Below are 26,203 nucleotides of genomic sequence, written 5' to 3'. Positions count from 1 at the left end.
CACGCAGCCGAGGTCCACGCGGGGTCACCCCACCAGGCTGTCCCGCCAGGCGCGGTGGAGGGTCGCGAAGCGGCCCTCGCCGCCCACCAGCTCCGCCGGGCTGCCGTCCTCCACGATCCGGCCGGACTCCATCACGAGCACCCGGTCCGCGATCTCCACCGTCGAGAGACGGTGGGCGATCACCACCGCCGTCCGGCCCGCGAGCACCGTGTCCATCGCCCGCTGCACCGCCCGCTCGCCCGGCACGTCCAGCGAACTGGTCGCCTCGTCCAGGATCAGGACCGCCGGGTCCGCGAGCAGGGCGCGGGCGAAGGCCACCAACTGCCGCTGGCCCGCCGAGATCCGGCCGCCGCGCTTGCGTACGTCCGTGTCGTACCCGTCCGGCAGCCCCGCGATGAAGTCGTGCGCGCCGATCTCCTTCGCCGCCCGCTCGATCTCCTCCCGGGTCGCGTCCGGCCGCCCGATCGCGATGTTCTCGGCGACGGTCCCGGAGAACAGGAACGCCTCCTGGGTCACCATCACCACGCCCCGCCGCAGTTCGGCCGTCTCCAGTTCGCGGACGTCGACGCCGTCGAGCAGCACCCGTCCCTCCGTGGGGTCGTAGAAACGGGCCAGCAGCTTGGCGAGCGTCGACTTGCCCGCGCCCGTGGAGCCGACGACGGCGACCGTCTGGCCCGCCGGGATCGTCAGGTCGAAGCGGGGCAGCACCTCGCCGCCCGTCCGGTAGGCGAACCGCACCCCGTCGAAGACCACCTCCCGGCCGGGGTGCCCGTCCGGCCGCGCCGGAAGCCTCCGGGGCACGGTGGCCTCCGGGACCCCGGGCTCCTGCGCAAGCAGACCCGCGATCTTGCCGAGGGAGGAGGCGGCGGACTGGTACGAGTTGAGGAACATGCCGAGCCGGTCGATCGGGTCGTAGAGCCGCCGCATGTAGAGCACCGCCGCGGCGAGCACGCCCAGCGCCAGCGTCCCGTCGGCCACCCGGTACGCGCCCCACAGACACATGCCGGCCACGGCGGTGTTCGCGACGAGCCGCGAGCCGACGACATAGCGGGCCATCTCCAGGAGCGCGTCGCCGTTGGAGCGCTCGTGGCGCCGGTTGAGCACGGCGAAATCGGCGTCGTTGGCCCGCTCGCGGCGGAACGCCCGCACCGGCCGGATCCCGTTCATCGTCTCCGCGAACTTCACGATCACGCCCGCGATCGCGGTGGAACGCTCGTCGAAGACGACGCCCGCGCGCCGTTGGTAGACCCGTACGAGCAGGTACAGCGGTACGAAGGAGGCGACGGCCACCGCGCCGATGCCCAGGTCGAGCCAGAGCAGCATGGCCGAGATGGAGACGAACGCGAGGACGACGCCGATCAGCTCCTGGAGACCTTCGGCGAGCAGTTCGCGGAGGGATTCCACGTCGGTGGTGGACCGGGAGATGAGCCGGCCGGAGGTGTACCGCTCGTGGAAGTCGACGCTGAGCACCTGGGCGTGGCGGAAGATCCGCCCACGCAGATCGAGCAGTACGTCCTGGTTGACGCGGGCGGCGCCGCGCACGAAGGCGTACTGGAGGAGGCCGCCGGCCACCGCGCAGAGCAGGTACCCGACGGCGACGGCCACGACCGGCCCGTAGTCCCCGCCCCGGAAGGCGGGTACGCCGCGGTCGATGGCGTACGCCACGAGCAGCGGTCCGGCCTGCACGGCGGCCTGCTGGAGGAGGAGGACGAGCGCGGCGACGCCCACCCGCACGCGGTGCGCGGCGAGCAGCGACCGCAGCAGGGCGCCGGTGGCCCCGGGCGCGGTGGGAAGATCGTCCCGGTCGAAGGGGTCCCCACCCCCGGAGGGGCCGCCCTTCGGACCGTGCCCGGCAGGGGCGGCCGCCGGGTCCGCGCCGGACTCGGCCCGGTCCGAGGCCCCCGAGGCCCCCGCGGCCGGCGCGGTCCCTGTCGCCGTCACCGTCGTCGGATCCGTCATCGTTCCTCAGCCCCTTCGCCCGACATCAGCCAGGCGTACTCGGCGTTGCCGCGCAGCAGTTCGTGGTGGGTGCCCACCGCCGCGATGCGGCCCTCGGACAGGAGCGCCACCCGGTCCGCGAGCAGCACGGTGGACGGCCGGTGGGCCACGACCAGGGCGGTCGTGTCGCGCAGGACCTCGCGCAGGGCGGCCTCGACCAGGGCCTCCGTGTGGACGTCGAGCGCGGAGAGCGGGTCGTCGAGGACCAGGAAGCGGGGCCGGCCGACGACCGCGCGGGCCAGGGCGAGGCGCTGGCGCTGGCCGCCGGAGAGGCTCAGCCCCTGCTCGCCGACCTGGGTCGCCGCGCCCGCGGGCAGGGCCGCCACGAAGCCTTCCGCCTGGGCGACGCCGAGCGCGCGCAGGAGCTCGGGCTCGCCCGCCCCTTCCGTACCGCCCATCAGGACGTTCTCGCCGACGCTCGCCGAGAACAGGGTCGGCTCCTCGAAGGCCACCGCCACGAGGGCGCGCAGCCGTTCGCGCTCCATGAGCGTGATGTCCTCGCCGTCCAGCAGGATCCGGCCGCCGGTCGCCTCGTGCAGCCGGGGGACGAGAGCCGTGAGCGTCGTCTTCCCGGAACCGGTCCCGCCGACCAGGGCCAGCGTCTCGCCGGGGCGGATGTGCAGATCGACGCGGTCGAGCACGGGTCGGGCGTCGGGGGGCGCGTCCGGGTAGCGGAAGGAGACGTTCTCGAACCGCACCCCGTCCGAGGGCGAGGGCGAGGACGCGGACGCCGCGCTCGCCGCGCTCGCAGGGCCCGCAGCGCTCGCGGAGTTCGCGGCCGGCGCCGGGCCCGGCGTCTCCTCCGGCGCGTCCATCACCTCGAAGTACCGCTCCGTCGCCGTCGCCGCCTCCTGGCTCATCGCGAGCAGGAAGCCGATCGACTCCACCGGCCAGCGCAGCGCGAGCGCCGTCGACAGGAACGCGACGAGCGTGCCCGCCGACAGCGTCCCGTCGGCGACCCGCACCGTGCCGAGCACCAGCGCCGCGCCGATCGCCAGCTCCGGAATGATCGTGATGAGCGCCCAGATCCCGGCGAGCAGCCGCGCCTTGACCAGCTCCGTGCCGCGCAGCCGCTCGGCCAGCGCGCGGAAGGCCAGGGCCTGACTGCGGTGGCGTCCGAACCCCTTCACGATCCGGATGCCGAGGACGCTCTCCTCGACCACGGTCGTCAGATCGCCGACCTGGTCCTGGGCGCGCCGCGCGACCACCGAGTACTTCGTCTCGAAGAGCGAGCAGACGATGACCAGCGGGACGACGGGCGTGAGCAGCACGAGCCCGAGCGTCCAGTCCTGGCCGAGCAGCAGGACGAAGCCGGCCAGGATCGTCACGGCGTTGACCAGAAGGAACGTCAGCGGAAAGGCGAGGAACATCCGCACCAGCATCAGATCGGTCGTGCCGCGCGAGAGCAGCTGACCCGAGGCCCACCGGTCGTGGAAGGCGATCGGCAGCCGTTGCAGCCGCCGGTAGAGAGCGGCGCGCATGCCCGCCTCGACCCCGGCCAGCGGCCGGGCCACCAGCCACCGCCGGAACCCGAAGAGCACGGCCTCCGCGATGCCGAGGAGCAGCAGGTACAGCGCCCCGAGCCACACCCCGCCCGGATCACCGGCGGCGACGGGCCCGTCCACCATCCACTTCAGGACGAGCGGGATGACGAGCGACAGACAGGAGGCGACGATCGCGACGACGGCGGCCGTCGCCAACCGCCCCCGCACCGGTCGCACATAGGGCCACAGCCGCGCCAGCGAGCGCACGGCGGAGTGGCGCGGGTCGGGGGAATCCTTGTCAACTACATGTTCTCCGGGCATCAGGTCCGAGACTAGGGTTCACCACTGACATCCCTCACCCGAATTTCCCCCCACCGGGCCCTCCCGGTCCGCCCCTTGACCGGCGTATCCGCAGGCCGGAGACTTTCCCGACCCCGTGGACCATCCGGGGTACGAGCACAGGGGCGGGAGACGGATGACGACGGCCGAGGCGTACTTCGCGCGCTGCGAGCAGCTCTACCTGGCGGGCGGGCACGCCGCCGTACGCCGCGCGGCGCGGGAGGGCCTCGACGCGCTCGGCCCGAGCGCCGATCTGTACTGCTGGCTCGCCGTCGGGCATATGGCCGCGGACGAGGACGACCACGACGACGCCGCCGAGGAGGCGTTCCGGGCCGGGCTGAAGCTCGACCCCGACCATCTCGGGCTGCTCGCCGGGTATACGGAACTCTGTCTCCGGGCCGACGGGTTCGAGCACCCCGGCCGGTCAGCCCGCGCGGTCGCCCTCACCGCGAGGATCAAGGAGCTGGCCCCGGATTCCCCGGAGGCCGAACGGGTCGAGTCCGCCGAACGCCTGCACCGCAGGGGCTACTGGGAGGACATCCGGCTCCAGGCCGCGCGGGCCGCCGTGACCAGCCGGACCGTCGAGGAGCAGAGCGCCGACCTCACGTACGCGCTGCGCCACCACGGCGACCAGGACGTGCGCGCGGCGGTGCGGGCGCACGAGACCGCCCGGCCGACGGACCGCCGCGCCGCCGTGCTCGCGGCGACGCTCGACGCGCTGTCGGGCCCCTGGAACGCACCCGTACGCCTCCTCGCCCGCTACCGGACCGCGGCCTGGGTGGTCTCCGTCGTGCTGTCCTACGCCACCAACCTCGTGCTCCGGGAGACCGGCGTCGTGGACTCCTTCAGCCTCTGGGGCTGGCTCTGGCTGCTGCCGATGGCGCTCGTCGACCGCCGGTTCGCGGCGGCCCGGCGCGCCGGCGAGGAGCGCGTGGTGGCCCGGCTCGAAGCCGGGCTCTCGGCCGCGGGAGAGACCCCGGGTCGTACCGGCGGTCAACCGATCGGTTGACCGCGCTTCGAGCGTGATGGCCGATGCCCCCGGACGCCCGCGGCGGCCAGTCTGGGGGCATGCCAATGATCGAAGTTCAGGGCCTGCGCAAGGCCTACGGCGACAAGGTGGTCGTCGACGGCGTCTCGTTCGAGGTCGCCGAGGGGGAGATCTTCGGGATCCTCGGGCCCAACGGGGCCGGCAAGACCACGACCGTCGAGTGCGTCGAGGGGCTGCGGACCCCGGACGCCGGGACCGTACGGGTCGGGGGGTACGACCCCGTCACCCGGCACGCCGACGTCACCCGGATCCTCGGGGTGCAGCTCCAGGAGAGCGAGCTCCAGGCCAAACTGACCGTACGGGAGGCGCTGGAGCTGTACTCCTCCTTCTACGAGCGGCCCGCCGACTGGCGGACCCTCGCCGAGCGCCTCGGGCTCGACGCCCATCTGAAGGCGCGGTTCGGGAAGCTGTCCGGCGGGCAGAAACAGCGGCTGTTCATCGCCCTCGCCCTGGTCGGCAACCCGCGCGCCGTCGTCCTCGACGAGCTCACCACCGGACTCGACCCGCGCGCCCGGCGCGACACCTGGGCCCTCATCGAGGACATCAGGGCCGGCGGCGTGACCGTCCTGCTCGTCACCCACTTCATGGAGGAGGCCCAGCGCCTCTGCGACCAGATCGCCGTCATCGACAAGGGCCGCCTCGCCGCGCTCGACACCCCCGACGGGCTGATCGGCCGCGCCGCCGCCTCCAAGGTGATCTCCTTCGCCGCCGAGAGCCCGCTGGACTCGGTCGAGCTCCGCGCCCTGCCGCAGGCCGCCTCCGTGGAGACGAAGGACGGCCGGACCGTCGTCACCGGCACCGACACGACCGTCAACGCGTTCATCCAGCTCCTCGCCCGGCGCGCCGTCACCGCCGAGCAGCTGCGGGTCGTCGACGCCACGCTCGACGACGCCTTCCTCGACCTCACGGGAGCCGACCACCGATGAGTACCGCCACCAGTACCGCCACCACCATGGTCCTGAAGACCGAGGCCCGGCTCTTCACCCGCGAACCCGGCTCCCTGTTCTGGGTGATGGTCTCGCCGACCGTCCTCCTGGTGATCCTCGGCCTGATCCCCTCCTTCCGCGAGGTCTCCGCGGACCTCGGCGGACGCCGCGTCATCGACCTCTACGTCCCCGTCTCCGTCCTCTTCGCCCTGATCATGTCCGGCCTCCAGGCCATGCCCCCCGTCCTCGCCGGCTACCGCGAACGCGGCATCCTGCGCCGGATGTCGACCACCCCGGTCCGCCCCGCCTCGCTCCTCACCGCCCAGATCGTGCTCCACGGCGTCGCGGCGCTCGTCTCCTCCCTGCTCGTCGTCACGGTCGGCCGGCTCGCCTTCGGCGTCCGGCTGCCGCAGAACCTCCCCGGCTACCTCCTCGCGCTGCTGCTCGCGATCGCCGGCGGCCTCGCCCTCGGCGCCGCCGTCTGCGCCGTCTCGCGCACCCAGAAGATCGCCACCGCGGTCGGGTCGGCCGTGTTCTTCCCGACGATGTTCACGGCCGGCGTCTGGGTCCCGGTCCAGGCCATGCCGGACACCCTGCGCACCATCGTCCAGTTCACGCCGTACGGCGCGGCCTCCCGGGCCCTCGACACCGCGACGTCCGGAGGGTGGCCCGCGGGGGCTGCGCTCGGGATCATGGCCCTGTGGACGGTGCTGCTGACCGCCACGGCGGCCCGCTGGTTCCGCTGGGAGTGACGGCACGGGGGAGAGGGCGATGAGGGCGATGACGGTCGAGGAACGCTGGCAGCAGTTCTTCCGCTGGGGGCCGTACGGCCTGCTGGTCCTGGCCACCGTCCTCGCGGCCGCGGCCGCCGACCTGATCATGGACGCCACGGAGAGGACCACGGCGGCGGTCCTCGTCCTCGTCGCGCTCGCCCTCCAGGCCGGATGGGATGCGCGGCGGCGCCGCACGGTCGCGCACCGGGCACGGACGTCCCCGGCCCGGCGCACGGAAGCCGCCCACCCGGACCCGGCCGCCGACGCCGGCGACACCACGCTCTGCCTCGTCCCCGGCGCCCCGGGCACCGCGTCCGTCTGCTACTTCGTCCTGCGCACCGCGCTCGCGTTCGCGCTCACCTGGCTCAACCCGTTCTTCGCCGTGTACGCCTGCATCGGATTCTTCGACGCCGTACACCTCCTGCCCCCTCGGCTCGCCCGCGCCGGGCTCCTGTGCACCGCCGTCACCATGGCGGGCTCCCAGTCCGGCGGTCTGCCGCCCGCCTCGCTCGTCAACTGGTTCGCCTTCGTCGGCCTCTTCGCCCTCAACGCCTGCCTGGCCGTGGTCTTCTCCCACCTCGGTACGAAGGAGGCCGAGAAGGCCGCCGAGCGCGCCGCCACCATCACCGAACTCGCCCGCACCAACGCCCGGCTGGAACAGGCCCTCGCCGAGAACGCCGCCCTGCAGGCCCAACTCCTCCTCCAGGCCCGCGAGGCGGGGGTCGCCCACGAGCGGCGCCGGCTGGCCGCCGAGATCCACGACACCATCGCGCAGGGTCTGACCGGGATCATCGCCCAGCTCCAGGTCGTCACCGCCACCCCCGACCCCGCCCTCGCCCGCGTCCACGTCCAGCGCGCCGCCGGCCTCGCCCGCCACAGCCTCGGCGAGGCCCGTCGCTCCGTGCAGAACCTGAGCCCGGTCGCCCTGGAGCACGACACACTCCCCGAGGCGCTCAAGAACACCGTCGCCACCTGGTCCGAACGGACCGGCATCACCACCCGCTTCACCGTCACCGGCACGGAGGAGCCGCTCCACGACGAGGTCGCCGCCACCCTCCTGCGGATCGCCCAGGAGGCCCTCGCCAACGCCGAGCGCCACTCCGGCGCCTCCCGGGCCGGGGTGACCCTCTCGTACATGGGCGACGAGATCACCCTCGACGTACGGGACGACGGGCACGGCTTCGACCCCCGGACCGTGCCCGCCCGCACGGCCGCCGACGGTGGCGGGTTCGGCCTCGACGGCATGCGGGCCCGGGCCGAACGCCTCGCCGGCTGCGTCACGGTGGAGGCGGCACCCGGCGAGGGCACCGCGATCTCCGCCCGCGTACCGTTGGTGCACCATGGCTGACCGTACGGACATCACCCTGCTGATCGTCGACGACCATCCCGTCGTACGCGACGGCCTGCGCGGCATGTTCACCGCCGGCGCGCCCGCCGCCGGGGAGCCCGGCTTCGCCGTCCTCGGCGAGGCGTCCGACGGCGTCGAGGCCGTCGAACTCGCCCTGCGGCTCGACCCGGACGTCGTCCTCATGGACCTGCGGATGCCCGGGGGCAACGGCGTCGACGCCATCGCCGAACTGGCCCGCCGCGGAGCCCGCTCCCGGGTCCTCGTCCTCACCACGTACGACACCGACACCGACACCCTCCCCGCGATCGAGGCGGGCGCCACCGGCTACCTCCTCAAGGACGCGCCCCGCGAGGAGCTGTTCGCCGCGGTCCGCGCCGCCGCGGAGGGCCGTACGGTCCTGTCACCCGCCGTCGCGAGCCGCCTGGTCTCCCGCGTCCGCACCCCGGCCGCCCCCGCCGACGAGTCGCTCTCCGCCCGCGAACGCGAGGTCCTCGAACTCGTCGCCAAGGGCACCTCCAACCGCGCCGTCGCCGCCGAACTCTTCATCAGCGAGGCGACGGTGAAGACCCACCTGACGCACATCTACGCCAAGCTGGGCGTCAAGGACCGGGCCGCCGCGGTGGCGGTGGGATACGACCGCGGCATCCTGGGCCGAGGCTGACCGCCGCCCGCCGCCCGCCCCGCCACCGCTCCCGCCGGCCCGTCTCACCCCCCGACCCGCAGCAGCCACACCGACCGCGCGCCCACCGTCACCGTCGATCCGCCCGGGTGGACCGTCCCCGGGGCCCGGCTCTGGTCCTCCAGGGCGGTGTCCAGGACCAGTTCGTACGACTCCGCCCACGGCGGGCCCGGCAGCCGGTACTCCAGCGGGCGGGGACCCGCGTGAAGGATCGCCAGGAAGCTGTCGTCGGTGACCTGCTCGCCGCGCTCGTCACGTCCCGGGATGTCCCGGCCCGAGAGGTAGAGGCCCAGCGTGGCCGCCGGCGCGTACCAGTCGCCCTCGGTCATCTCCCTGCCGTCCGCCGTGAACCACGCCAGGTCCCGCAGCCCGTCAGCGCCCTGCGGGCGGCCGGAGAAGAACGCGCGGCGGCGCAGCACCGGGTGGCGGTGGCGCAGGGCGAGCAGCCGCCGGGTCAGGGCGAGCAGCTCCGCCCGCCCCGGGTCCTCGGGCAGCGACCAGTCCAGCCAGCTGATCTCGTTGTCCTGGCAGTACGCGTTGTTGTTGCCGCCCTGCGTGCGCCCCATCTCGTCGCCCGCGACCAGCATCGGCACCCCCGTCGACAGCAGCAGCGTCGTCAGCAGGTTGCGCAGCTGCCGCAGCCGCAGCGCACCCACCTCGGGGTCCTCGCTCTCGCCCTCGGCCCCGCAGTTCCAGGCCCGGTTGTCGTTCGTGCCGTCCCGGTTGCCCTCCCCGTTGTCCTCGTTGTGCTTGCGCTCGTACGTGACGAGGTCCCGCAGCGTGAAGCCGTCGTGGGCGGTGACGAAGTTGACCGAGGCGTACGGCCGCCGGCCGCCCCAGGCGTACAGGTCGCTCGATCCGGAGAGGCGGTAGCCGAGATCCCGTACGTCCGGCAGCGCGCCGCGCCAGAAGTCCCGCACCGCGTCGCGGTAGCGGTCGTTCCACTCCGTCCACAGCGGCGGGAACGCGCCGACCTGGTAGCCGCCGTTGCCGACGTCCCACGGTTCGGCGATCAGCTTGACCCGCCGCAGCACCGGGTCCTGGGCGATGACCGCGAGGAAGGGCGAGAGCATGTCGACGTCGTGCATCGAGCGGGCGAGCGCCGCCGCCAGGTCGAAGCGGAAGCCGTCGACGCCCATCTCGGTCACCCAGTACCGCAGCGAGTCGGTGATCAGCCGCAGCACCTGTGGCTGGACGACGTGCAGGGTGTTGCCGCAGCCGGTGTAGTCGGCGTACCGGCGGGCGTCGGACTGCAGCCGGTAGTAGCCCCGGTTGTCGATGCCCTTCAGCGACAGCGTCGGCCCCAGCTCGCCCGCCTCGGCCGTGTGGTTGTAGACGACATCGAGGATGACCTCGATCCCCGCCGCGTGCAGCGCCCGCACCATCCGCTTGAACTCGCCGACCTGCTGACCCGTCGTCCCCGAGGAGGAGTAGCCGGCGTGCGGGGCGAAGTACCCGATGGAGTTGTAGCCCCAGTAGTTCCGCAGCCCGCGTCGCAGCAGATGGTCCTCGTGCGCGAACTGGTGCACGGGCAGCAGCTCCACGGCCGTCACCCCGAGCCGTACGAGATGCTCGACGGCCGCCGGGTGGGCGAGGCCCGCGTAGGTGCCGCGCAGCTCCTCGGGGATGCCCGGATGGAGCTGGGTGAAGCCCTTCACATGCAGCTCGTAGATGACCGAGTCCGGCCAGGGCGTCTTGGGCCTGCGGTCGTCCGACCAGTCGTCGTCGTCCAGGACGACGACACCCTTCGGCACGTGCGGAGCGGAGTCCCGGTCGTCCCGCACGGTGTCGGCCACATGCTGCTGCGGCCAGTCCCGGACGTGCCCGTACACCTCCGGCGGCAGCGCGAAGTCCCCGTCGACCGCCCGGGCGTACGGGTCCAGGAGCAGCTTCGCCGGGTTCCAGCGGGCGCCCGTCCAGGGGTCCCAGCGGCCGTGCACGCGAAATCCGTACCGCTGTCCGGCCCCCACCCCGGGCACGAAGCCGTGCCAGATCTCATGGGTCAGCTCGGTCAGCGGGAGCCGTCTCTCCATCCCGTCGGCGTCGAAGAGGCAGAGCTCGACGGCCTCCGCCCCGCCGGCCCACAGCGCGAAGTTCGTGCCCGCCACCCCGTCCGGCCCGGTCCGGCAGCGGGCCCCCAACGGCGTCGGCGCCCCCGGCCACACCACGGGCCGGGGCCGCTCCGGGGCAGGGGGAAGCCCCACTCCGTCCCGTACCGCCTCCTGCTCGGCTGCGCTCGACACCTGTCGGCCTCCCGCGGCTCGTCGGGCCTCGCACGGCACCGACCCCGCGGCGTCCCGGCCGCGGGTCCCCGCACGTGGTCTCCCACCTGTTCTGCCCGAACCGTCGTACTCCCAACATGACCCGCACGCACGTTTCCCCTGGAGGGTGGCTGTCGTTGGGTTGGGCGTGACACTTGTATGGAAGCGGGCGGGCCACGCCCTCGCGGTGGCGGCACTGATGGCGGGCCTGGCGGGCTGCACCGGCAAGGGCGACGGCGGGGGTGGTGGGGGGATCGACATCTCGCTGCCCGGGAAGGCGCGGGCACCGGGCGACGTCATCCGGATCAGCCCGGAGGACGGCAGCAAGGGCGTGCCGGCCGAGGGGCCGATCGAGGTGAGGATCGCCAGCGGACGCCTGGAGCGGGTCACCGTCGTCCAGGTCGAGGACGCCCAGCGGGCGGAGGTGCCCGGCGAGATCAGCGAGGACGGTCTTCGCTGGCGGCCCAGGCCGGACTCCCGGCTGGCGCTCGCCGCGAAGTACAGCGTGGACGCCGTGGCGCTCGACGCGCACGGCCGGCGCTCCGCCCGGCACACCACCTTCACCACCGTCGTGCCCGAGCGGCGCTTCATCGGCTACTTCAAGCCGGAGAACCGCTCCACGGTCGGCACCGGCATGATCGTGTCCTTCGGTTTCAACCGGGCGATCGAGAACCGCGAGGCCGTCGAACGGGCCATCAGGGTCACCTCCGACCCGCCCGTGGAGGTCGTCGGCCACTGGTTCGGCAAGGAGCGGCTCGACTTCCGCCCCGCCGAGTACTGGCGGCCCGGCACCAAGGTGACCGTCGACCTCGCGCTGCGCGACGTCGAGGGCGCGCCGGGCGTGTACGGCATCCAGAGCAAGCGGGTCGGGTTCACGGTCGGGCGCTCGCAGGTGTCCCTGGTCGACGCGGCCGCGCACACCATGGAGGTCCGCCGGAACGGCGAGCTGCTCGCGACGGTGCCCGTCACCGCCGGGGCGCCCAAGACCACGACGTACAACGGGAAGATGGTCGTCACGGAGCTCTACGACGTGACGCGGATGGACGGCCGGACGGTCGGCTTCGGCGGCGAGTACGACATCAAGGACGTGCCGCACGCGATGCGGCTGACGAGTTCCGGGACGTTCCTGCACGGCAACTACTGGGCCGATCCCTCCACCTTCGGCTCGGCCAACGTCAGCCACGGCTGCGTCGGCCTGCGGGACGAGAAGGGCGGAAGCCCGGACTCCCCGGCCGGCTGGTTCTTCGAGCGGACGCTCATCGGCGACGTGGTCGAGGTCGTCAACTCCCGTGACCGAAAGGTCGCTCCCGACAACGGCCTCGGAGGCTGGAACATGGAGTGGAACGAATGGAAGGAAGGTTCCGCTCTGCGTTGAGCCGGTCGACCCCTCGCCGACCTGGGTCAGGTGCACGGTTCCTGGTGCAACTGGGACTGAACGGTGACATTCGCGTGGAACTTTCGTGTCCTGCGGTGTGATTATCTAACGCCGTGCGTGCGATTGATGTGCGCGGGGGTGCGGGCCATGGCGAGACCAGGCCGTGCGAGGGGAGACGACCGAAGTGAACGGGCAGCCGATATCGGCCGGGGTGGGGCGTGGACGGCGTCGCGGGGGCGTACGTCTGCAGGCTCTGGCTGCGGGGGCGTTGCTCCTGGTACTGACGGCGTGCGGGGGCGGGGACCCGGCCGACGGGAGCAAGAAGGATCCGGCGCAGGGCGGCAAGCAGGAGATCGCCGCGTCGAAGGCGGTCGTCACGATCGCTCCGAAGGACGGCGCCGACTCGGTCGCCACCAGCGGCGCGCTGAAGGTGACGGCCGAGCAGGGCAAGCTGACCACGGTCACGGTCGCCGACACCAAGGGCGCCGAGGTCGAGGGCAAGATGGCGGCGGACGGCGCCAGCTGGCAGCCCGTCGGCCACCTCGCCGCCGGTACGGAGTACAAGGTCCACGCGGTGGCCCAGGACGCCGAGGGACGTGAGTCCGCCAAGGACACGACCTTCACCACCCTGGTCCCGAAGAACACCTTCATCGGCCACTACACGCCCGAGGACGGCTCGACCGTCGGCGTCGGCATGCCGGTCTCCATCCGCTTCACCCGGGGCATCACCGACCCCGAGGCCGTGGAGAAGGCCATCAAGGTGACCGCGCAGCCCGCGGTGCAGGTCGAGGGCCACTGGTTCGGCAACGACCGCCTCGACTTCCGCCCGGAGAAGTACTGGGCCGCCGGCACCAAGGTGACCGTCGAGCTCAACCTGGACGGCGTCGAGGGCCGCCCGGGCGTCTACGGCAAGCAGAAGAAGAAGGTCACCTTCACCATCGGCCGCCGCCAGGTCTCCACGGTCGACGCGAGCGCCAAGACCATGAAGATCGAGCGCGACGGCAAGATCATCAAGACGCTCCCGATCACCGCGGGCGCCCCGTCCACGACCACGTACAACGGTCAGATGGTCATCAGCGAGAAGTACAAGGTGACCCGGATGAACGGCGCGACGGTCGGCTTCGGCGGTGAGTACGACATCAAGGACGTGCCGCACGCGATGCGGCTGTCCACCTCGGGCACCTTCGTCCACGGCAACTACTGGGCCTCGGCCGGGACCTTCGGCTCCGCCAACGTCAGCCACGGCTGTGTCGGTCTGCGCGACACGCGCGGCGCGGGCGACAGCTCCACCCCGGCGGCCTGGTTCTACGACCGCTCGCTCATCGGTGACGTGGTGGTCGTGAAGAACTCGAAGGACAAGCAGATCGCTCCGGACAACGGCCTGAACGGCTGGAACATGTCCTGGTCGGAGTGGATCAAGTAGCTCCAGGAAGCTCTCGTACGCCGGACCCGGTGCTGTGACCAACGGCACCGGGTCCGACGTCGTTAACGCCCACTAACCTGCCTTCCATGACTGTGAACCTCGAAGTCGCCGAAGGCGTCGGCACGATCCGCCTCGACCGCCCTCCGATGAACGCCCTCGACATCGCCATCCAGGACCGGCTGCGCGAGCTGGCCCAGGAGGCGACCGACCGCGACGACGTGCGGGCCGTGATCCTGTACGGCGGCGAGAAGGTGTTCGCGGCCGGCGCGGACATCAAGGAGATGCAGGCCATGGACCACGCGGCCATGGTCAAGCGGTCGCGCGCGCTCCAGGACTCCTTCACCGCGGTCGCCCGGATCCCCAAGCCCGTCGTCGCCGCGATCACCGGCTACGCCCTGGGCGGCGGCTGCGAACTGGCGCTGTGCGCCGACTACCGGATCGCCGCCGACAACGCCAAGCTCGGTCAGCCGGAGATCCTGCTCGGTCTGATCCCGGGCGCCGGCGGCACCCAGCGGCTCTCCCGGCTGATCGGCCCGTCCAAGGCCAAGGACCTCATCTTCACCGGCCGGATGGTCAAGGCCGACGAGGCCCTGACGCTCGGTCTGGTCGACCGGGTCGTCCCGGCGGCCGAGGTGTACGAGCAGGCGCACGCCTGGGCCGCGAAGCTCGCCCAGGGCCCCGCCATCGCCCTGCGCGCCGCGAAGGAGGCGGTCGACCAGGGCCTGGAGGCCGACATCGACACCGGCCTCGCGATCGAGCGGAACTGGTTCGCGGGCCTGTTCGCGACCGAGGACCGGGAGCGCGGGATGCGGAGCTTCGTCGAGGAGGGCCCGGGCAAGGCCAAGTTCGTCTGACCGGTGGCGGGCGACCCGGTGGCGGGCGACTCGGTGGCGGGCGACCGTGCTCACGTACTCGCGAGTACGGTCGTGCGCCTCTGGCATATGCCGGAGGAATCTCTTGGAATGTCGATTCCGGGGGGGCCGATTCCTCCGGAACGCCCACGCGGCCCCGTCCGTCCGGCCATGATGGTGGGCATGGCGGGCCTGGAGGGTGTCGAGCAACCGCGACAGCACGGCGGTGCGACCGCCGCACGGTGGGTGCCGACGGTCGAGGACGAACAGGCCCTCAAGGCCCTGGAGTTGTACGGAAATCCGGCCGAGGACGACGTCCGGCTGCCGTCCCGTCCCGAGTCCGCCGCCGTCGCCCGCAGGCTCACCCAGTGCGTCGTGCTGCGGCAGTGGGCGCTGACACCGCTGATCGCGGAGCACGCCGTCTTACTCGTCTCGGAACTCGTCGGCAACGCGGTCCGGCATACGGGAGCCCGCGTCTTCGCCCTGCGGCTGATGCGCCGGCGCGGCTGGATCCGCGTGGAGGTCCGCGACCCGTCCCGCGGTCTGCCCTGTCTGATGCCCGTCCAGGAGATGGACATCAGCGGCCGGGGACTCTTCCTCGTCGACAAGCTCTCCGACCGCTGGGGCGTCGATCTCCAGCCGCGCGGCAAGACGACCTGGTTCGAGATGCGCGTCTCCGACCGCTGACCGCTCGCCGACCCCGTACGCACAGAAGCCCCCGTTCGCCGCTGTGCGGCGCCTGGGGGCTTCCGTGAAGACGGCCGTGGATCGGGGGGGTGTAATCCACGGCCGTGAAGACGACCTGGCCCGGGTCAATGGGGGTCGTGGATCCGACTATGGCAGAGAGGCGGCCGTGCCGCCAAAAGTCCCTAGCGGGTCAAATTCGGTCAAACCGCCACACTTCATCAATGAATCGTTGGTGACCTAGAGCACCCACCTTGTAAATGGTGAATAAGTATGGTGTTCATCGTGTGTTTCTTTGCCTCGTCCGCATGTCGGACGCCAGGGCGTGGCTCGCAAACGTCCTGAATTGGCTCAATCGTTATTTTTCGGGCATACCACGCCTTTAATGGGCGCGTGACCCTCACCGACCGCCGCGGCGCACTCCGGGCAGGTGCGGCGGCCGCCCTCGCGGGGGCCCTCGGCACCGCCTGCGGTACGGAGGCCGAGCCCCCGCCGCGCGGCCCCGCCCCCGCCGCGAAGCCCGCCGCCCCGGCCCCCCGCCGCTACCCCGGACGCCCCGCCGAGATCGAGAGCGGCCCGCCCGACCACCCCCGGATCGCCCTCACCTTCCACGGCCACGGCGACCCCGCGCTCGCCCGCTCCGTGCTCGCGGAGGCCGAGAAGGGCGGGGCCCGGGTCACCGTCCTCGCCGTCGGGGAGTGGCTCGACCGCCACCCCGGGATCGCCCGCCGGATCCTCGACGGCGGCCACGACCTCGGCAACCACACCCAGCGCCACATCGACGTCAACGCCATGACCGAGGAGGAGGCGTACGCCGAGATCGCCGCCTGCGCCACCCGGCTGCGCCGGCTCACCGGCTCCATCGGTACCTGGTTCCGGCCCTCCAGGACCCGGCACGCCTCCGCGGCCGTCCTGCGCGCGGCCGGCCGCGCCGGCTACCCGCACGTCCTCTCGTACGACGTCGACTCCCTCGACCACACCTCGCCCGGCGCCCTGGCCGTCGTCCGCAACGTCACCGGACAGATCCGGAACGGATCCGTGGTGAGCCTGCACCTCGGCTACGCGGACACCCTCGCCGCGCTGCCGCCCCTCCTCGCCGACCTCGACCGCCGCGGCCTGCGCGCGGTGACGACCACGGAGCTGCTGACCTGATGCTGCCTCTCACCCTGCGTACGAAGAGTCTCCTCGCGGCCGCCCTGCTCACCGCGCTGGCGGGCTGCGGCCTCGCCGACGAGGCGCCCGAGCCCCGTGGCGGCGCCAAGAAGGAGGCCGCCGCACTCCCCGCCGCGCCGAAGAAGGCCGCGCCGGCCGGACTGCCCGGCATGCCGCCGGTCCTCGACCCCGACGACGTCTACGCGGCCGACCGGCCGGGCATGCTCTCGCCCGTCGTCAAGGGCTTCCCGTCCCGCGTCTACGTGCCCAACACCAACTCCAACACGGTCTCGGTCATCGACCCGGCCACGTACAAGGTCGTCGAGACGATCCCGGTCGGCATCCAGCCGCAGCACGTCGTGCCCTCCTGGGACCTGAAGACCCTCTGGGTCAACAACAACCGCGGCCACACGCTCACCCCGATCGACCCGGCCACCGGCGCCGCGGGCAAGCCCGTCGAGGTCCACGACCCGTACAACCTGTACTTCACGCCCGACGGGAAGTACGCGGTCGTCATGGCCTCCCTCGACCGCGAACTGGTCTTCCGCGACCCGCACACCATGGAGCGGAAGAAGACGGTCCCGGTCTCCTGCTACGGCGTCAACCACGCCGACTTCTCCGCGGACGGGCGGTACTTCGTCGTCTCCTGCGAGTTCTCCGGCGAACTCCTGAAGGTCGACACCGCGAAGATGGAGGTCATCGGCCAGCAGAAGCTGCCCTTCCAGGGCGCCATGCCGCAGGACGTGAAGATCTCCCCGGACGGAAAGACCTTCTACGTCGCCGACATGATGGCCCACGGCGTGTGGGTCCTGGACGGCGAGAAGTTCACCACCCCGCGGCTGATGCCGACCGGCAAGGGCGCCCACGGCCTCTACGTCGCCCGCGACTCCAAGGAGATGTACATCCCCAACCGCGGCGAGGGCTCCATCTCGGTCTTCGACTTCGGGCAGGACAAGCTGACGAAGAAGTGGCGGCTGCCGGACGGCGGCTCCCCGGACATGGGCGGCGTCTCCGCCGACGGCAAGGTGCTGTGGCTGTCCGGCCGTTACGACGCCGAGGTCTACGCGATCGACACCGGGACCGGTGAGCAGCTGGCCCGCATCCCGGTCGGCGGCGGCCCCCACGGCCTCGCCGTCTACCCCCAGCCCGGCCGCTACTCCCTCGGGCACACGGGCGTCTTCCGCTGACACCGGGCCCGGGGGGCGCCTCCGGGGCACACGGGCGTCTTCCGCTGACACCGGGCCGGGGGCCTCCGGGCGGCCGCGGGCGGTCAGCCGGCCGTCAGCAGGGCCTCGGAGGCCACGGGGCGGTACCCGGCCGTCTGAAAGACGCGCACGCTGCGCGCGTTGCCCGGGGACTGCTGCGCCCAGACCACGTCGCCCGGTGTCAGATGCCGGGCGGCGAGGGCCAGCGCCCGGCCGATCCCGCGGTGTCTGACCTCCTCGTCGACCTCGATCGCGGCCTCCCAGCGGCCCGCCACACCGCGGCCCAGGATCACCACGCCGCCGTCGGCCGCCCACACCCGTACGTCGTCGCGGTACTTCCTCGCCCGCGCCACCCGGGGATGCTCCGGATCGTCGATCTCCCGCAGCGGCAGCTCAGGACCCCCGGGCAGAGCCCCGGCGACCGTCAGCAGGTCGATGGTGTTCATGCGCCGGCGGGTGTGCCGCATCAGGGCGAGGAGAAACCCCGGATTCATCGAGGCGGCCAGCGGATCGCTGGAGGCGGCCGCCAGCTCCGCCCGCACCCACGCGGGATCCGCGTCCGTGAAGACCACCGAGTGGGCGGTGAAGGCGAGAACGCCGGCGTCCCGGGCGTTCGGCGGCGGGACGACGACGGTCGAACCGTCCGGCGGCGGAAACCGGCCCTGGGCCGCCGCCGCGAGAATCCGTGCCACGTCGTCGCTCATACCACCATGATCCTCCCCCTACGCCCTGCGGGCGTGGGGCCCCATGCCCGACGCCGGGACCCGGTGAGCCGCCCGATAATCTTTCCCCCGTCATCGAAGCATCGAGAAGGGGCGGAAACAGTGGCGGACATCGATTCGGCGCGCACGGCGTTCGAGCGGTTCGACGTGGACGGCGACGGGCTCATCACGGCGGCCGAGTACAAGAGCGTCATGGCCCAGCTGGGTGACTTCAACGTCACCGAGACGGTCGCCGAGGCCCTCATCAAGCAGCGCGACGCCAACGGCGACGGCAAGCTGTCCTGGGACGAGTTCTGGGCTCACCTCAACAAGGCCTGACCCCACCGGAGCGGGACGGGCGGCCTCATCCACCGCCCGTCCGGGCACCGGCGTGGCTCACCAGCGGTACCAGCGCGCGCCGCTGCCGCTGCGCATGAAGAAGCCGAGCAGCCAGAGAACCAGGACCGCGATCGCGATCCACCAGAGGACGTCGAGCGCGAAACCTGCTCCGAAGAGCACCAGGATGACGAGCAGGACGAGAAGCAGCGGGACCATGGCCGCACCTCCACGATAGGGACTCGCCGTACGAGTGCCCGCGATGGCGCGTCGCATGCGCGGCTTCCGCCCGCTCCTCCTCCCGCGCAGGGCTCAGCACTCGATGATGTTCACCGCGAGGCCGCCGCGCGCCGTCTCCTTGTACTTGACCGACATGTCCGCGCCGGTCTCCTTCATCGTCTTGATGACCTTGTCGAGCGAGACCATGTGGCTGCCGTCGCCCCGCAGGGCCATCTTCGCCGCCGTGACCGCCTTGACCGCCGCCATGCCGTTGCGCTCGATGCAGGGGATCTGGACCAGGCCGCCGACCGGGTCGCACGTCAGGCCCAGGTTGTGCTCCATGCCGATCTCCGCCGCGTTCTCGACCTGCTCCGGGCTCCCGCCCATGACCTCCGCGAGCGCGCCGGCCGCCATCGAGCAGGCGGAGCCGACCTCGCCCTGGCAGCCGACCTCGGCGCCGGAGATCGAGGCGTTCTCCTTGAAGAGCATGCCGACCGCGCCCGCCGCCAGCATGAAGCGGACCACGCCGTCCTCGTCCGCGCCGGGTACGAAGTTCATGTAGTAGTGCAGCACCGCCGGGATGATGCCCGCCGCGCCGTTCGTCGGGGCGGTGACCACCCGGCCGCCCGCCGCGTTCTCCTCGTTCACGGCCATCGCGTAGAGGGTGATCCACTCCATCGCCAGCGACGCCGGGTCGCCCTCGGAGCGCAGCTTGCGTGCCGTGTTCGCGGCGCGGCGGCGGACCTTCAGGCCGCCGGGCAGGATGCCCTCGCGGGACATGCCGCGCGAGACACAGGCCTGCATGACCCGCCAGATCTCCAGCAGACCCGCGCGGATCTCGTCCTCGGTACGCCAGGCCTTCTCGTTCTCCAGCATCATCGCGGAGATCGACAGGCCCGTCTCCTTCGCCAGGCGCAGCAGCTCGTCGCCCGTACGGAAGGGGTACTTCAGGACCGTGTCGTCCGGGACGATCGGGTTCTCGCCCTGGACGGCGTCCTCGTCCACGACGAAGCCGCCGCCGACCGAGTAGTACGTCTTCTCCAGGACGAGTGCGCCCTCCGCGTCGTACGCGAAGATCGTCATGCCGTTGGCGTGGTACGGCAGCGCCTTGCGGCGGTGCAGGATCAGGTCCTCGTCGAAGTCGAAGGGGATCTCGTGCGCGCCGAGGAGGTTGATCCGGCCGCTCGACTTGATCCGCTCCACCTCGGCGTCCGCCGTCTCGACGTCGACCGTGCGCGGGGAGCTGCCCTCCAGGCCCAGCAGGACCGCCTTCGGCGTGCCGTGGCCGTGGCCGGTGGCCCCGAGCGAGCCGTACAGCTCGGCCCGTATCGACGCGGTGTGGGCGAGGAGCCCCTCGTTCTTCAGCCGGCGGGCGAACATCCGCGCCGCGCGCATCGGGCCCACCGTGTGAGAGCTGGACGGGCCGATGCCGATCGAGAACAGGTCGAAGACCGAGATGGCCACGGGGAACTCCTTGTGGGGGGCTAGACGCCGTTGTCTGCCGGGGTGGTGCAGAACAGAGCAGGAAAAGGGGGTGGGGCATCGCGCTCACTGTCCAGTGTGCGCGATGCCCCGGAGCTTTCGTACGAACGAACTATGGAACTAAAGCGTACGAAATCACTTCAGGCCGGGGTACAGCGGGTGCTTCTCCGCGAGAGCGGTCACCCGGGCCTTCAGCGCCTCGGCGTCGAAGCCGGGCTTCAGGGTCTCCGCGATGACGTCGGCCACCTCACGGAAGTCCTCGTCACCGAAACCGCGGGTCGCGAGCGCCGGCGTACCGATGCGCAGCCCCGAGGTGACCATCGGCGGACGCGGGTCGTTCGGGATCGCGTTCCGGTTGACCGTGATGCCGACCTCGTGGAGGCGGTCCTCGGCCTGCTGGCCGTCCAGCTCGGAGTTGCGCAGGTCGACCAGGACCAGGTGCACGTCCGTGCCGCCGGACAGGACCGAGACACCGTGCGCGGTGACGTCGTCCTGGACCAGACGCTCGGCGAGGATCCGGGCGCCGTCCAGCGTGCGCTGCTGGCGCTCCTTGAACTCCTCCGAGGCCGCGACCTTGAAGGAGACGGCCTTGGCCGCGATCACGTGCTCCAGCGGGCCGCCCTGGAAACCGGGGAAGACCGAGGAGTTCAGCTTCTTCGCGAACTCCTTCTTCGCGAGGATGATGCCGCCGCGCGGGCCGCCGAGCGTCTTGTGCGTGGTGGAGGTCACCACGTCCGCGTACTCGACCGGGTTCGGGTGCAGACCGGCCGCGACCAGACCCGCGAAGTGGGCCATGTCGACCCACAGGTACGCCTCGACCTCGTCGGCGATCCGGCGGAACTCGGCGAAGTCCAGCTGGCGCGGGTAGGCGGACCAGCCCGCGATGATCACCTTGGGGCGGTGCTCCTTGGCGAGGCGCTCGACCTCGGCCATGTCCACCAGACCGGCGTCGTCCACGTGGTACGCGACCACGTTGAACTGCTTGCCCGAGAAGTTCAGGCGCATGCCGTGGGTCAGGTGACCGCCGTGGGCCAGGTCCAGGCCCAGGATCGTGTCGCCGGGCTTGGCGATCGCGAAGAGCGCGGCCTGGTTCGCCGAGGCACCGGAGTGGGGCTGGACGTTGGCGTACTCGGCGCCGAACAGGTCCTTGATCCGGTCGATGGCGATCTGCTCGGCCACGTCGACGTGCTCACAGCCGCCGTAGTAGCGGCGGCCCGGGTAGCCCTCGGCGTACTTGTTGGTGAGGACCGAGCCCTGGGCCTCCATGACCGCGACCGGAGCGAAGTTCTCCGAGGCGATCATCTCGAGGGTGGACTGCTGACGGTGGAGCTCGGCGTCGACGGCGGCGGCGACGTCCGGGTCCAGCTCGTGGAGAGGGGTGTTCAGCACAGACATGAATCGATCCCTAGGGGGTCTCAGTTCCCGGCGGAGAACTCGGCGTACGCGTCGGCGGTGAGCAGGTCGTCCGGCTCTCCGGTGACGCGCACCTTGAACAGCCAGCCACCCTCGAACGGAGCGGTGTTCACCAGCGACGGGTCGTCGACGACGTCCTGGTTGGCCGCCACGACCTCTCCGGTGACCGGGGAGTACAGGTCGCTGACGGACTTGGTCGACTCCAGCTCACCGCAGGTCTCGCCCGCGGTCACCGTGTCGCCGACCTCCGGGAGCTGGGCGTAGACGACGTCACCGAGCGCGTTGGCCGCGAACTCCGTGATGCCGACCGTCGCGACGCCGTCCTCGGCGGCCGACAGCCACTCGTGCTCCTTGGTGTAGCGCAGCTGCTGGGGGTTGCTCATGACCTGATTCTCCTGGATCGGAAGAGTGCTGATGAACGTGGGTCTTGCGGGGTGAGACGCGGAGCGGGACGGATGCGTCACTTCTGGCGCTTGTAGAACGGCAGCGCCACGACCTCGTACGGCTCGTGCGTGCCGCGGATGTCCACACCTACACCCTGCGTCCCGGGCGCGGCGTGCGCCGCGTCCACGTACGCCATGGCGATCGGCTTTCCGAGCGTGGGGGAGGGGGCGCCGGAGGTGATCTCGCCGATGACCTCGCCGCCCGAGACGACCGCCATGCCGGCGCGCGGGACGCGGCGGCCCTCGGCGATCAGGCCGACGAGCTTGCGGGGCGGGGCCGTCTCGGCGCGCGCGGCGGCCTTCTCCAGCGCCTCACGGCCGACGAAGCGGCCCTCGTTGGTCGTCTTCTCGAACTTCACGACCCGGCCGAGGCCCGCGTCGAACGGGGTGAGGGAGGTCGTCAGCTCGTGCCCGTACAGCGGCATGCCCGCCTCCAGGCGCAGCGTGTCACGGCAGGACAGGCCGCAGGGGATCAGGCCGACGGGGGCGCCCGCCTCGGTCAGCGCCTTCCAGACGCCCTCGGCGTGCTCGGGCTTCAGGAACAGCTCGAAGCCGTCCTCGCCGGTGTAGCCGGTACGGGCGATCAGCGCGGGGACCCCGGCGACCGTGCCCGGGAGGCCGGCGTAGTACTTCAGACCGTCCAGGTCGGCGTCGGTGAGCGACTTCAGGATGCCGGGGGACTCCGGGCCCTGGACGGCGATCAGGGCGTACGCGTCACGGTCGTCGCGCACCTCGGCGTCGAAGCCGGCCGCGCGCCCGGTCAGCGCGTCGAGGACGATCTGCGCGTTGGAGGCGTTGGCGACCACCATGTACTCGGTGTCACCGAGGCGGTACACGATCAGGTCGTCGAGGATGCCGCCGTCCTCCTGGCAGATCATCGTGTAGCGGGCGCGGCCCACGCCGACCGTGGAGATGTTGCCGACCAGCGCGTGGTCGAGCAGCTCGACGGCCTGCGGACCGGTGACGGTGATCTCACCCATGTGGGAGAGGTCGAAGAGGCCCGCCTTCGTGCGGACGGCGTTGTGCTCGTCGCGCTCGCTGGCGTAGCGCAGCGGCATGTCCCAGCCCGCGAAGTCGGTCATGGTCGCGCCCAGGGAGCGATGCAGCGCATCGAGGGCGGTCAGACGGGGGGCAGACGTGCTCATGGGGTGGCTCCCGGGTCCCAAGGGCGGAAAACATGACGGGCGAGGACGTCCTCCCCATCTGTCATGGAACCTGAGAGGTTCACCGAGGGCATCTCGTCTGGCGAGAGGTTCGGCTTGCACCTTGGGTGGGAACGCCGGTGGCGTCCCGCTTTTCAGATCTGCCTCATCCACGCGGTACGGGGCCTGAGAGATTCAAGGGAGGGTCTTGCTCCTTCGGCGCCCGGGGCCCACCGTGGTGGTTCCGGGACTCTCCCGCGCGGATTCGAGCGGCCGGTATGAGGTTGTGTGCGCTTGGCGCGCACATCATTGCACGCGGTGTCCGATCGGCAAATCGCTTGTGCCTGATTACCCCTTCTTTACACTTTGTGGGCAGGGGGTCTCCGGGACCCGACAGGGGGAGAGACGATGACGTTCCAGCACACCGGCGCTTACGCGACGGGGACGGGCATACCGGCTCCGCGCGCCCGCGCCAGGACGCGAAGGCGCCGCACGGCGCCGCTGCTGCGCGACCTGCGCGAGCGCGGCGGTCGGGGACCGCGGACGCTCGCCTTCGCCGCGGGGGACCTCGTGGTGGTCTCCGGGCTGCCCGGCAGCGGCAAGTCGACGCTGATGCGGCGCGCGGCCGGGGGGCTGGGCATCGACTCGCAGGACGCCCGCGAGCGCTGGGAGACCCGACTGCCCGGCTTCGTGCCGTACGCGGTCTACCGGCCGCTGGCCCGGGCCGCCCACTACGCCGGGCTGCGCCGCGCGCTGCGCTCCGGGCGGAGCGTGGTCGTCCACGACTGCGGCACCCAGTCCTGGGTGCGGAACTGGCTGGCCCGCGAGGCCCGCCGCCGGGGCCGCGCCCTGCACCTGATCCTGCTCGACGTCACCCCCGACGCGGCCCGTGAGGGGCAGCGCGAGCGGGGGCGCGGCGTCTCCGGCTACGCCTTCGCCCGCCACCGCCGGGCCGTCGGGCGGATGATCGGCTCCGTCGAGTCCGGCCGTCTTCCCCGCGGCTGCGCCTCGGCGACCCTGCTCGACCGGGACGCCGCGGGGGCCCTGCGGTCGATCGCCTTCCGCGCCGCCCACTGAGTACTTTTGGCCACGACGCCATCAGGGCGGCGTTAGGGTTCTGCCCCGAGGGCGTCGTGATCAGGGCGTCGCGACCAGGGCGTCGCGACCAGGGCGTCGTGACCAGGGCGCGCGAGAAGGGGAAACGGGAACCGTGGACGTTACGTGGCCGGGCAACGAGCTCGAAGAGGTCCTCGCGGCCTCGCTCGGCAACGCCTCCGCCGGGGGCCGGCTCGTCGAGGTGCTCGGCCGGAGCGCCGTCTGGGTGCCGCTGCCCAACGGCGGCAGCCCCGAGAGCCGGGACCTCGATCTGCCCACGATGGAGATCGACGGACTCCCGTACGTCCCCGTCTTCAGCTCCGAGCAGCAGTTCCTGGCCTGTGTCGGCAGCCATATGTCCTTCACCGTCGCGCCCGCCCGTGACTTCGCCCGTGGTCTGCCCCCGCAGCTCGGCATCGCCCTGAACCCCGGCGGCACCGTCGGCGCCCCGTTGCCGCCGCCCGCCGTCGCCGAGCTGTGCCGTGTCGGCCGCACCCCGCTGGACGGTCCCGCGAGCGGCGGCCGGGTCCGGCTCTTCGAGCCCGACTGGCAGGACGACCCGGTCGACTTCCTCTCCGCCGCGGCCGCCGAGTTCGAGGCCACCGGCGTCGTGGTCTCCGCCCGCCGTGCCCTGGCCAGTGTCGAGGGCACCGAGCCGGCCCTGTTCGTCGGCGTCGAGCTCGCCACCTGGGACGGCGTCGACCGGAACGCGCCGCTCGACGCCCTCGGCCGTGCGCTCGGCCGGGTCGAGGTGGCCTGGCCCGTCAATCTCATCCTGCTCGACGTCGCACAGGATCCGGTCGGCGACTGGATGCTGGAGCGGGTGCGCCCCTTCTATCAGCGGGCCTCCCTGTAATTAAGCTGGTTCGGTGGACGGAAGAGGGGCGGGAAACAGGGTGAGCGCGTCAGGCACCGCTGCGGCCGGCAAGGTCGAGCACATGCTGCGCCAAGTGGCACCAGGACGCTACGACGCGTACGAGCAGCTGCTGGCCGCCCTCGCCGACGGCAGCGTCTGGATGCTGCTCTGGCAGGGCACGCCCGGCTCGCCCGACGCCCAGTACGGGAACATGGAGGTCGAGGGCTTCGGGTACGCCCCGTGCGTCACCTCCGCCCAGGAGCTCTCCGCCTCCGGCTGGAACCGCGCCCACGAGGTCGTCACCGGAATCGAGATCGCCCGCGCGCTCTACCCCGACCGCTGGGGCATCTGGCTCAATCCGCACGACACGAACGGCGGCGTGGGCATCCCCTGGGCCGACCTCCGCCGGATCGCCACCGGTCTCGACCGCATGCCGGCCGGACCGCTGAAGCTCTCCGAACCCGCACTGGAAATCCCCCAGTTCTATGCCCTTCTGACCCAGAACGCCCATCGCACCCCGTCCGTGAGGACCCTGCGCCGAGCCTGGGTGCAGCCCGCACTGGGATCCCCGTACCTCGCCATCGGTCTCGACCTGTACGACAGCTCCGCCGCCTCGGTCGAGACGGTGCGGGCGATGATGCGGCAGTCGATCGCCGCCGTGCCGGACGGCCTGCCCGTCTCGACGGTCGCGATGTCCGACGCGCACGACCCGGTCGCGTCGTGGCTGCGGGCCAACGCACGGCCCTTCTACGACCGCGACGCCCACGCCGCACCCCCGCCGCCGGCCCCTGGCTACGGCTACCCGCCGGCCGTGCCCCGCACGTACTGATACGCCCCTTCCGTCACCCCAATTCACTCCCTCACCAGAGGAGTTGGGGCACATGTCCGTTCTGGTCGAATAGCGGGTGAGATGGTCCGCTGACGCGATCGCAGCGTCCGGATAACGGAAGGCAACGCACCGCATCACGGT

24 protein-coding genes and 1 riboswitch are annotated in these 26,203 nt (G+C 71.9%); of the genes, 15 read left to right on the top strand and 9 right to left on the bottom strand.

Annotation, left to right across the window (positions count from 1 at the left end; translation table 11 throughout):
* Positions 1 to 24 precede the first annotated feature (24 nt).
* Both M5362_RS14320 and M5362_RS14315 read right to left on the bottom strand, forming a co-directional pair.
* Positions 25 to 1,959: an ABC transporter ATP-binding protein gene (locus M5362_RS14320; protein ID WP_260227878.1), complete on the bottom strand. Its 1,935-nt coding sequence runs from the start codon at positions 1,957 to 1,959 to the stop codon at positions 25 to 27.
* Entirely contained in the window at positions 1,956 to 3,803 is a 1,848-nt protein-coding gene (locus tag M5362_RS14315) for an ABC transporter ATP-binding protein (protein WP_260227877.1), read from the bottom strand. Before M5362_RS14315 ends, M5362_RS14320 begins: the two co-directional genes overlap by 4 nt.
* Before the next feature lie 154 nt (positions 3,804 to 3,957).
* Between M5362_RS14315 and M5362_RS14310 the strand changes: the two genes are divergently transcribed.
* Genes M5362_RS14310 through M5362_RS14290 form a run of 5 tightly spaced genes read left to right on the top strand, consistent with a single transcriptional unit; the run spans position 3,958 to position 8,577 of the window.
* Positions 3,958 to 4,830 (top strand): hypothetical protein, encoded by an 873-nt coding sequence (locus tag M5362_RS14310; protein WP_260227876.1) that lies wholly within the window; start codon positions 3,958 to 3,960, stop codon positions 4,828 to 4,830.
* 59 nt (positions 4,831 to 4,889) lie between these two features.
* On the top strand, positions 4,890 to 5,795 hold the full coding sequence (locus M5362_RS14305) for an ABC transporter ATP-binding protein (protein WP_260227875.1): 906 nt from the start codon (positions 4,890 to 4,892) through the stop codon (positions 5,793 to 5,795).
* Positions 5,792 to 6,547: an ABC transporter permease gene (locus tag M5362_RS14300; RefSeq protein ID WP_260227874.1), complete on the top strand. Its 756-nt coding sequence runs from the start codon at positions 5,792 to 5,794 to the stop codon at positions 6,545 to 6,547. Before M5362_RS14305 ends, M5362_RS14300 begins: the two co-directional genes overlap by 4 nt.
* Before the next feature lie 19 nt (positions 6,548 to 6,566).
* Positions 6,567 to 7,916, top strand: a complete 1,350-nt coding sequence (locus M5362_RS14295; protein WP_260227873.1) for a sensor histidine kinase — start codon at positions 6,567 to 6,569, stop codon at positions 7,914 to 7,916.
* Positions 7,909 to 8,577, top strand: coding sequence for a response regulator transcription factor (locus M5362_RS14290; protein ID WP_260227872.1), 669 nt, complete (start codon positions 7,909 to 7,911; stop codon positions 8,575 to 8,577). Before M5362_RS14295 ends, M5362_RS14290 begins: the two co-directional genes overlap by 8 nt.
* Positions 8,578 to 8,621: 44 nt before the next feature.
* Here the strand turns inward: M5362_RS14290 and glgX are convergent, their stop codons facing one another.
* The gene (gene glgX / locus M5362_RS14285) at positions 8,622 to 10,838 is read right to left on the bottom strand and encodes a glycogen debranching protein GlgX (protein ID WP_374214463.1); all 2,217 of its coding nucleotides are present in this window, start codon (positions 10,836 to 10,838) and stop codon (positions 8,622 to 8,624) included.
* Between the two features lie 166 nt (positions 10,839 to 11,004).
* On the opposite strand from glgX, the gene M5362_RS14280 reads away from it, so the two are divergent.
* The 6 genes from M5362_RS14280 to M5362_RS14255 all read left to right on the top strand — a co-directional run bounded on the left by M5362_RS14280 (position 11,005) and on the right by M5362_RS14255 (position 17,528).
* A complete protein-coding gene (locus tag M5362_RS14280) occupies positions 11,005 to 12,231 on the top strand; it encodes an Ig-like domain-containing protein (RefSeq protein ID WP_374214462.1) in 1,227 nt (408 codons plus the stop codon).
* Positions 12,232 to 12,415: 184 nt separating this feature from the next.
* Positions 12,416 to 13,654, top strand: coding sequence for an Ig-like domain-containing protein (locus M5362_RS14275; RefSeq protein ID WP_260227871.1), 1,239 nt, complete (start codon positions 12,416 to 12,418; stop codon positions 13,652 to 13,654).
* Positions 13,655 to 13,740: 86 nt separating this feature from the next.
* Complete coding sequence (locus M5362_RS14270) at positions 13,741 to 14,508, top strand: enoyl-CoA hydratase/isomerase family protein (protein WP_260227870.1); 768 nt, start codon at positions 13,741 to 13,743, stop codon at positions 14,506 to 14,508.
* A gap of 168 nt (positions 14,509 to 14,676) precedes the next feature.
* Positions 14,677 to 15,192, top strand: a complete 516-nt coding sequence (locus M5362_RS14265) for an ATP-binding protein (RefSeq protein WP_260227869.1) — start codon at positions 14,677 to 14,679, stop codon at positions 15,190 to 15,192.
* A gap of 390 nt (positions 15,193 to 15,582) precedes the next feature.
* The gene (locus M5362_RS14260; protein ID WP_260227868.1) at positions 15,583 to 16,341 is read left to right on the top strand and encodes a polysaccharide deacetylase family protein; all 759 of its coding nucleotides are present in this window, start codon (positions 15,583 to 15,585) and stop codon (positions 16,339 to 16,341) included.
* Positions 16,341 to 17,528, top strand: coding sequence for a YncE family protein (locus tag M5362_RS14255; RefSeq protein WP_260227866.1), 1,188 nt, complete (start codon positions 16,341 to 16,343; stop codon positions 17,526 to 17,528). Before M5362_RS14260 ends, M5362_RS14255 begins: the two co-directional genes overlap by 1 nt.
* 83 nt (positions 17,529 to 17,611) lie before the next feature.
* Here the strand turns inward: M5362_RS14255 and M5362_RS14250 are convergent, their stop codons facing one another.
* Positions 17,612 to 18,250 carry a GNAT family N-acetyltransferase gene (locus tag M5362_RS14250; RefSeq protein ID WP_260227865.1) on the bottom strand — a complete coding sequence of 213 codons (639 nt, stop codon included), beginning with the start codon at positions 18,248 to 18,250 and terminating at the stop codon, positions 17,612 to 17,614.
* Between the two features lie 120 nt (positions 18,251 to 18,370).
* Between M5362_RS14250 and M5362_RS14245 the strand changes: the two genes are divergently transcribed.
* Positions 18,371 to 18,586 carry an EF-hand domain-containing protein gene (locus M5362_RS14245; protein ID WP_260227864.1) on the top strand — a complete coding sequence of 72 codons (216 nt, stop codon included), beginning with the start codon at positions 18,371 to 18,373 and terminating at the stop codon, positions 18,584 to 18,586.
* 57 nt (positions 18,587 to 18,643) lie between these two features.
* Here M5362_RS14245 and M5362_RS14240 read toward each other — a convergent pair whose 3' ends face one another.
* The 5 genes from M5362_RS14240 to gcvT all read right to left on the bottom strand — a co-directional run bounded on the left by M5362_RS14240 (position 18,644) and on the right by gcvT (position 23,285).
* Positions 18,644 to 18,802 (bottom strand): hydrophobic protein, encoded by a 159-nt coding sequence (locus tag M5362_RS14240; RefSeq protein WP_260227863.1) that lies wholly within the window; start codon positions 18,800 to 18,802, stop codon positions 18,644 to 18,646.
* 93 nt (positions 18,803 to 18,895) lie between these two features.
* Positions 18,896 to 20,266 (bottom strand): L-serine ammonia-lyase, encoded by a 1,371-nt coding sequence (locus M5362_RS14235; protein ID WP_260227862.1) that lies wholly within the window; start codon positions 20,264 to 20,266, stop codon positions 18,896 to 18,898.
* Between the two features lie 153 nt (positions 20,267 to 20,419).
* Positions 20,420 to 21,679, bottom strand: coding sequence for a serine hydroxymethyltransferase (gene glyA, locus M5362_RS14230; RefSeq protein WP_260227861.1), 1,260 nt, complete (start codon positions 21,677 to 21,679; stop codon positions 20,420 to 20,422).
* Between the two features lie 20 nt (positions 21,680 to 21,699).
* Complete coding sequence (gcvH, locus tag M5362_RS14225) at positions 21,700 to 22,080, bottom strand: glycine cleavage system protein GcvH (protein WP_260227860.1); 381 nt, start codon at positions 22,078 to 22,080, stop codon at positions 21,700 to 21,702.
* A gap of 77 nt (positions 22,081 to 22,157) precedes the next feature.
* On the bottom strand, positions 22,158 to 23,285 hold the full coding sequence (gene gcvT, locus M5362_RS14220) for a glycine cleavage system aminomethyltransferase GcvT (protein ID WP_260227859.1): 1,128 nt from the start codon (positions 23,283 to 23,285) through the stop codon (positions 22,158 to 22,160).
* 162 nt (positions 23,286 to 23,447) lie between these two features.
* Positions 23,448 to 23,550, bottom strand: a riboswitch (glycine riboswitch).
* A 140-nt stretch (positions 23,551 to 23,690) separates the two neighbouring features.
* Here gcvT and M5362_RS14215 point away from each other — a divergent pair.
* The 3 genes from M5362_RS14215 to M5362_RS14205 all read left to right on the top strand — a co-directional run bounded on the left by M5362_RS14215 (position 23,691) and on the right by M5362_RS14205 (position 26,062).
* Positions 23,691 to 24,359 carry an ATP-binding protein gene (locus M5362_RS14215; protein ID WP_260227858.1) on the top strand — a complete coding sequence of 223 codons (669 nt, stop codon included), beginning with the start codon at positions 23,691 to 23,693 and terminating at the stop codon, positions 24,357 to 24,359.
* Positions 24,360 to 24,492: 133 nt separating this feature from the next.
* A complete protein-coding gene (locus M5362_RS14210; protein WP_260227857.1) occupies positions 24,493 to 25,233 on the top strand; it encodes an enhanced serine sensitivity protein SseB in 741 nt (246 codons plus the stop codon).
* Between the two features lie 40 nt (positions 25,234 to 25,273).
* Positions 25,274 to 26,062 carry an enhanced serine sensitivity protein SseB C-terminal domain-containing protein gene (locus M5362_RS14205; RefSeq protein ID WP_260227856.1) on the top strand — a complete coding sequence of 263 codons (789 nt, stop codon included), beginning with the start codon at positions 25,274 to 25,276 and terminating at the stop codon, positions 26,060 to 26,062.
* Positions 26,063 to 26,203: the final 141 nt, after the last annotated feature.

The sequence above is a fragment of the Streptomyces sp. Je 1-79 genome, from assembly GCF_025195125.1.
GTDB lineage: Bacteria > Actinomycetota > Actinomycetes > Streptomycetales > Streptomycetaceae > Streptomyces.
The sequence above is the reverse complement of the archived record's forward strand: the minus strand, read 5'-3'. Positions and strand labels throughout refer to the sequence as shown.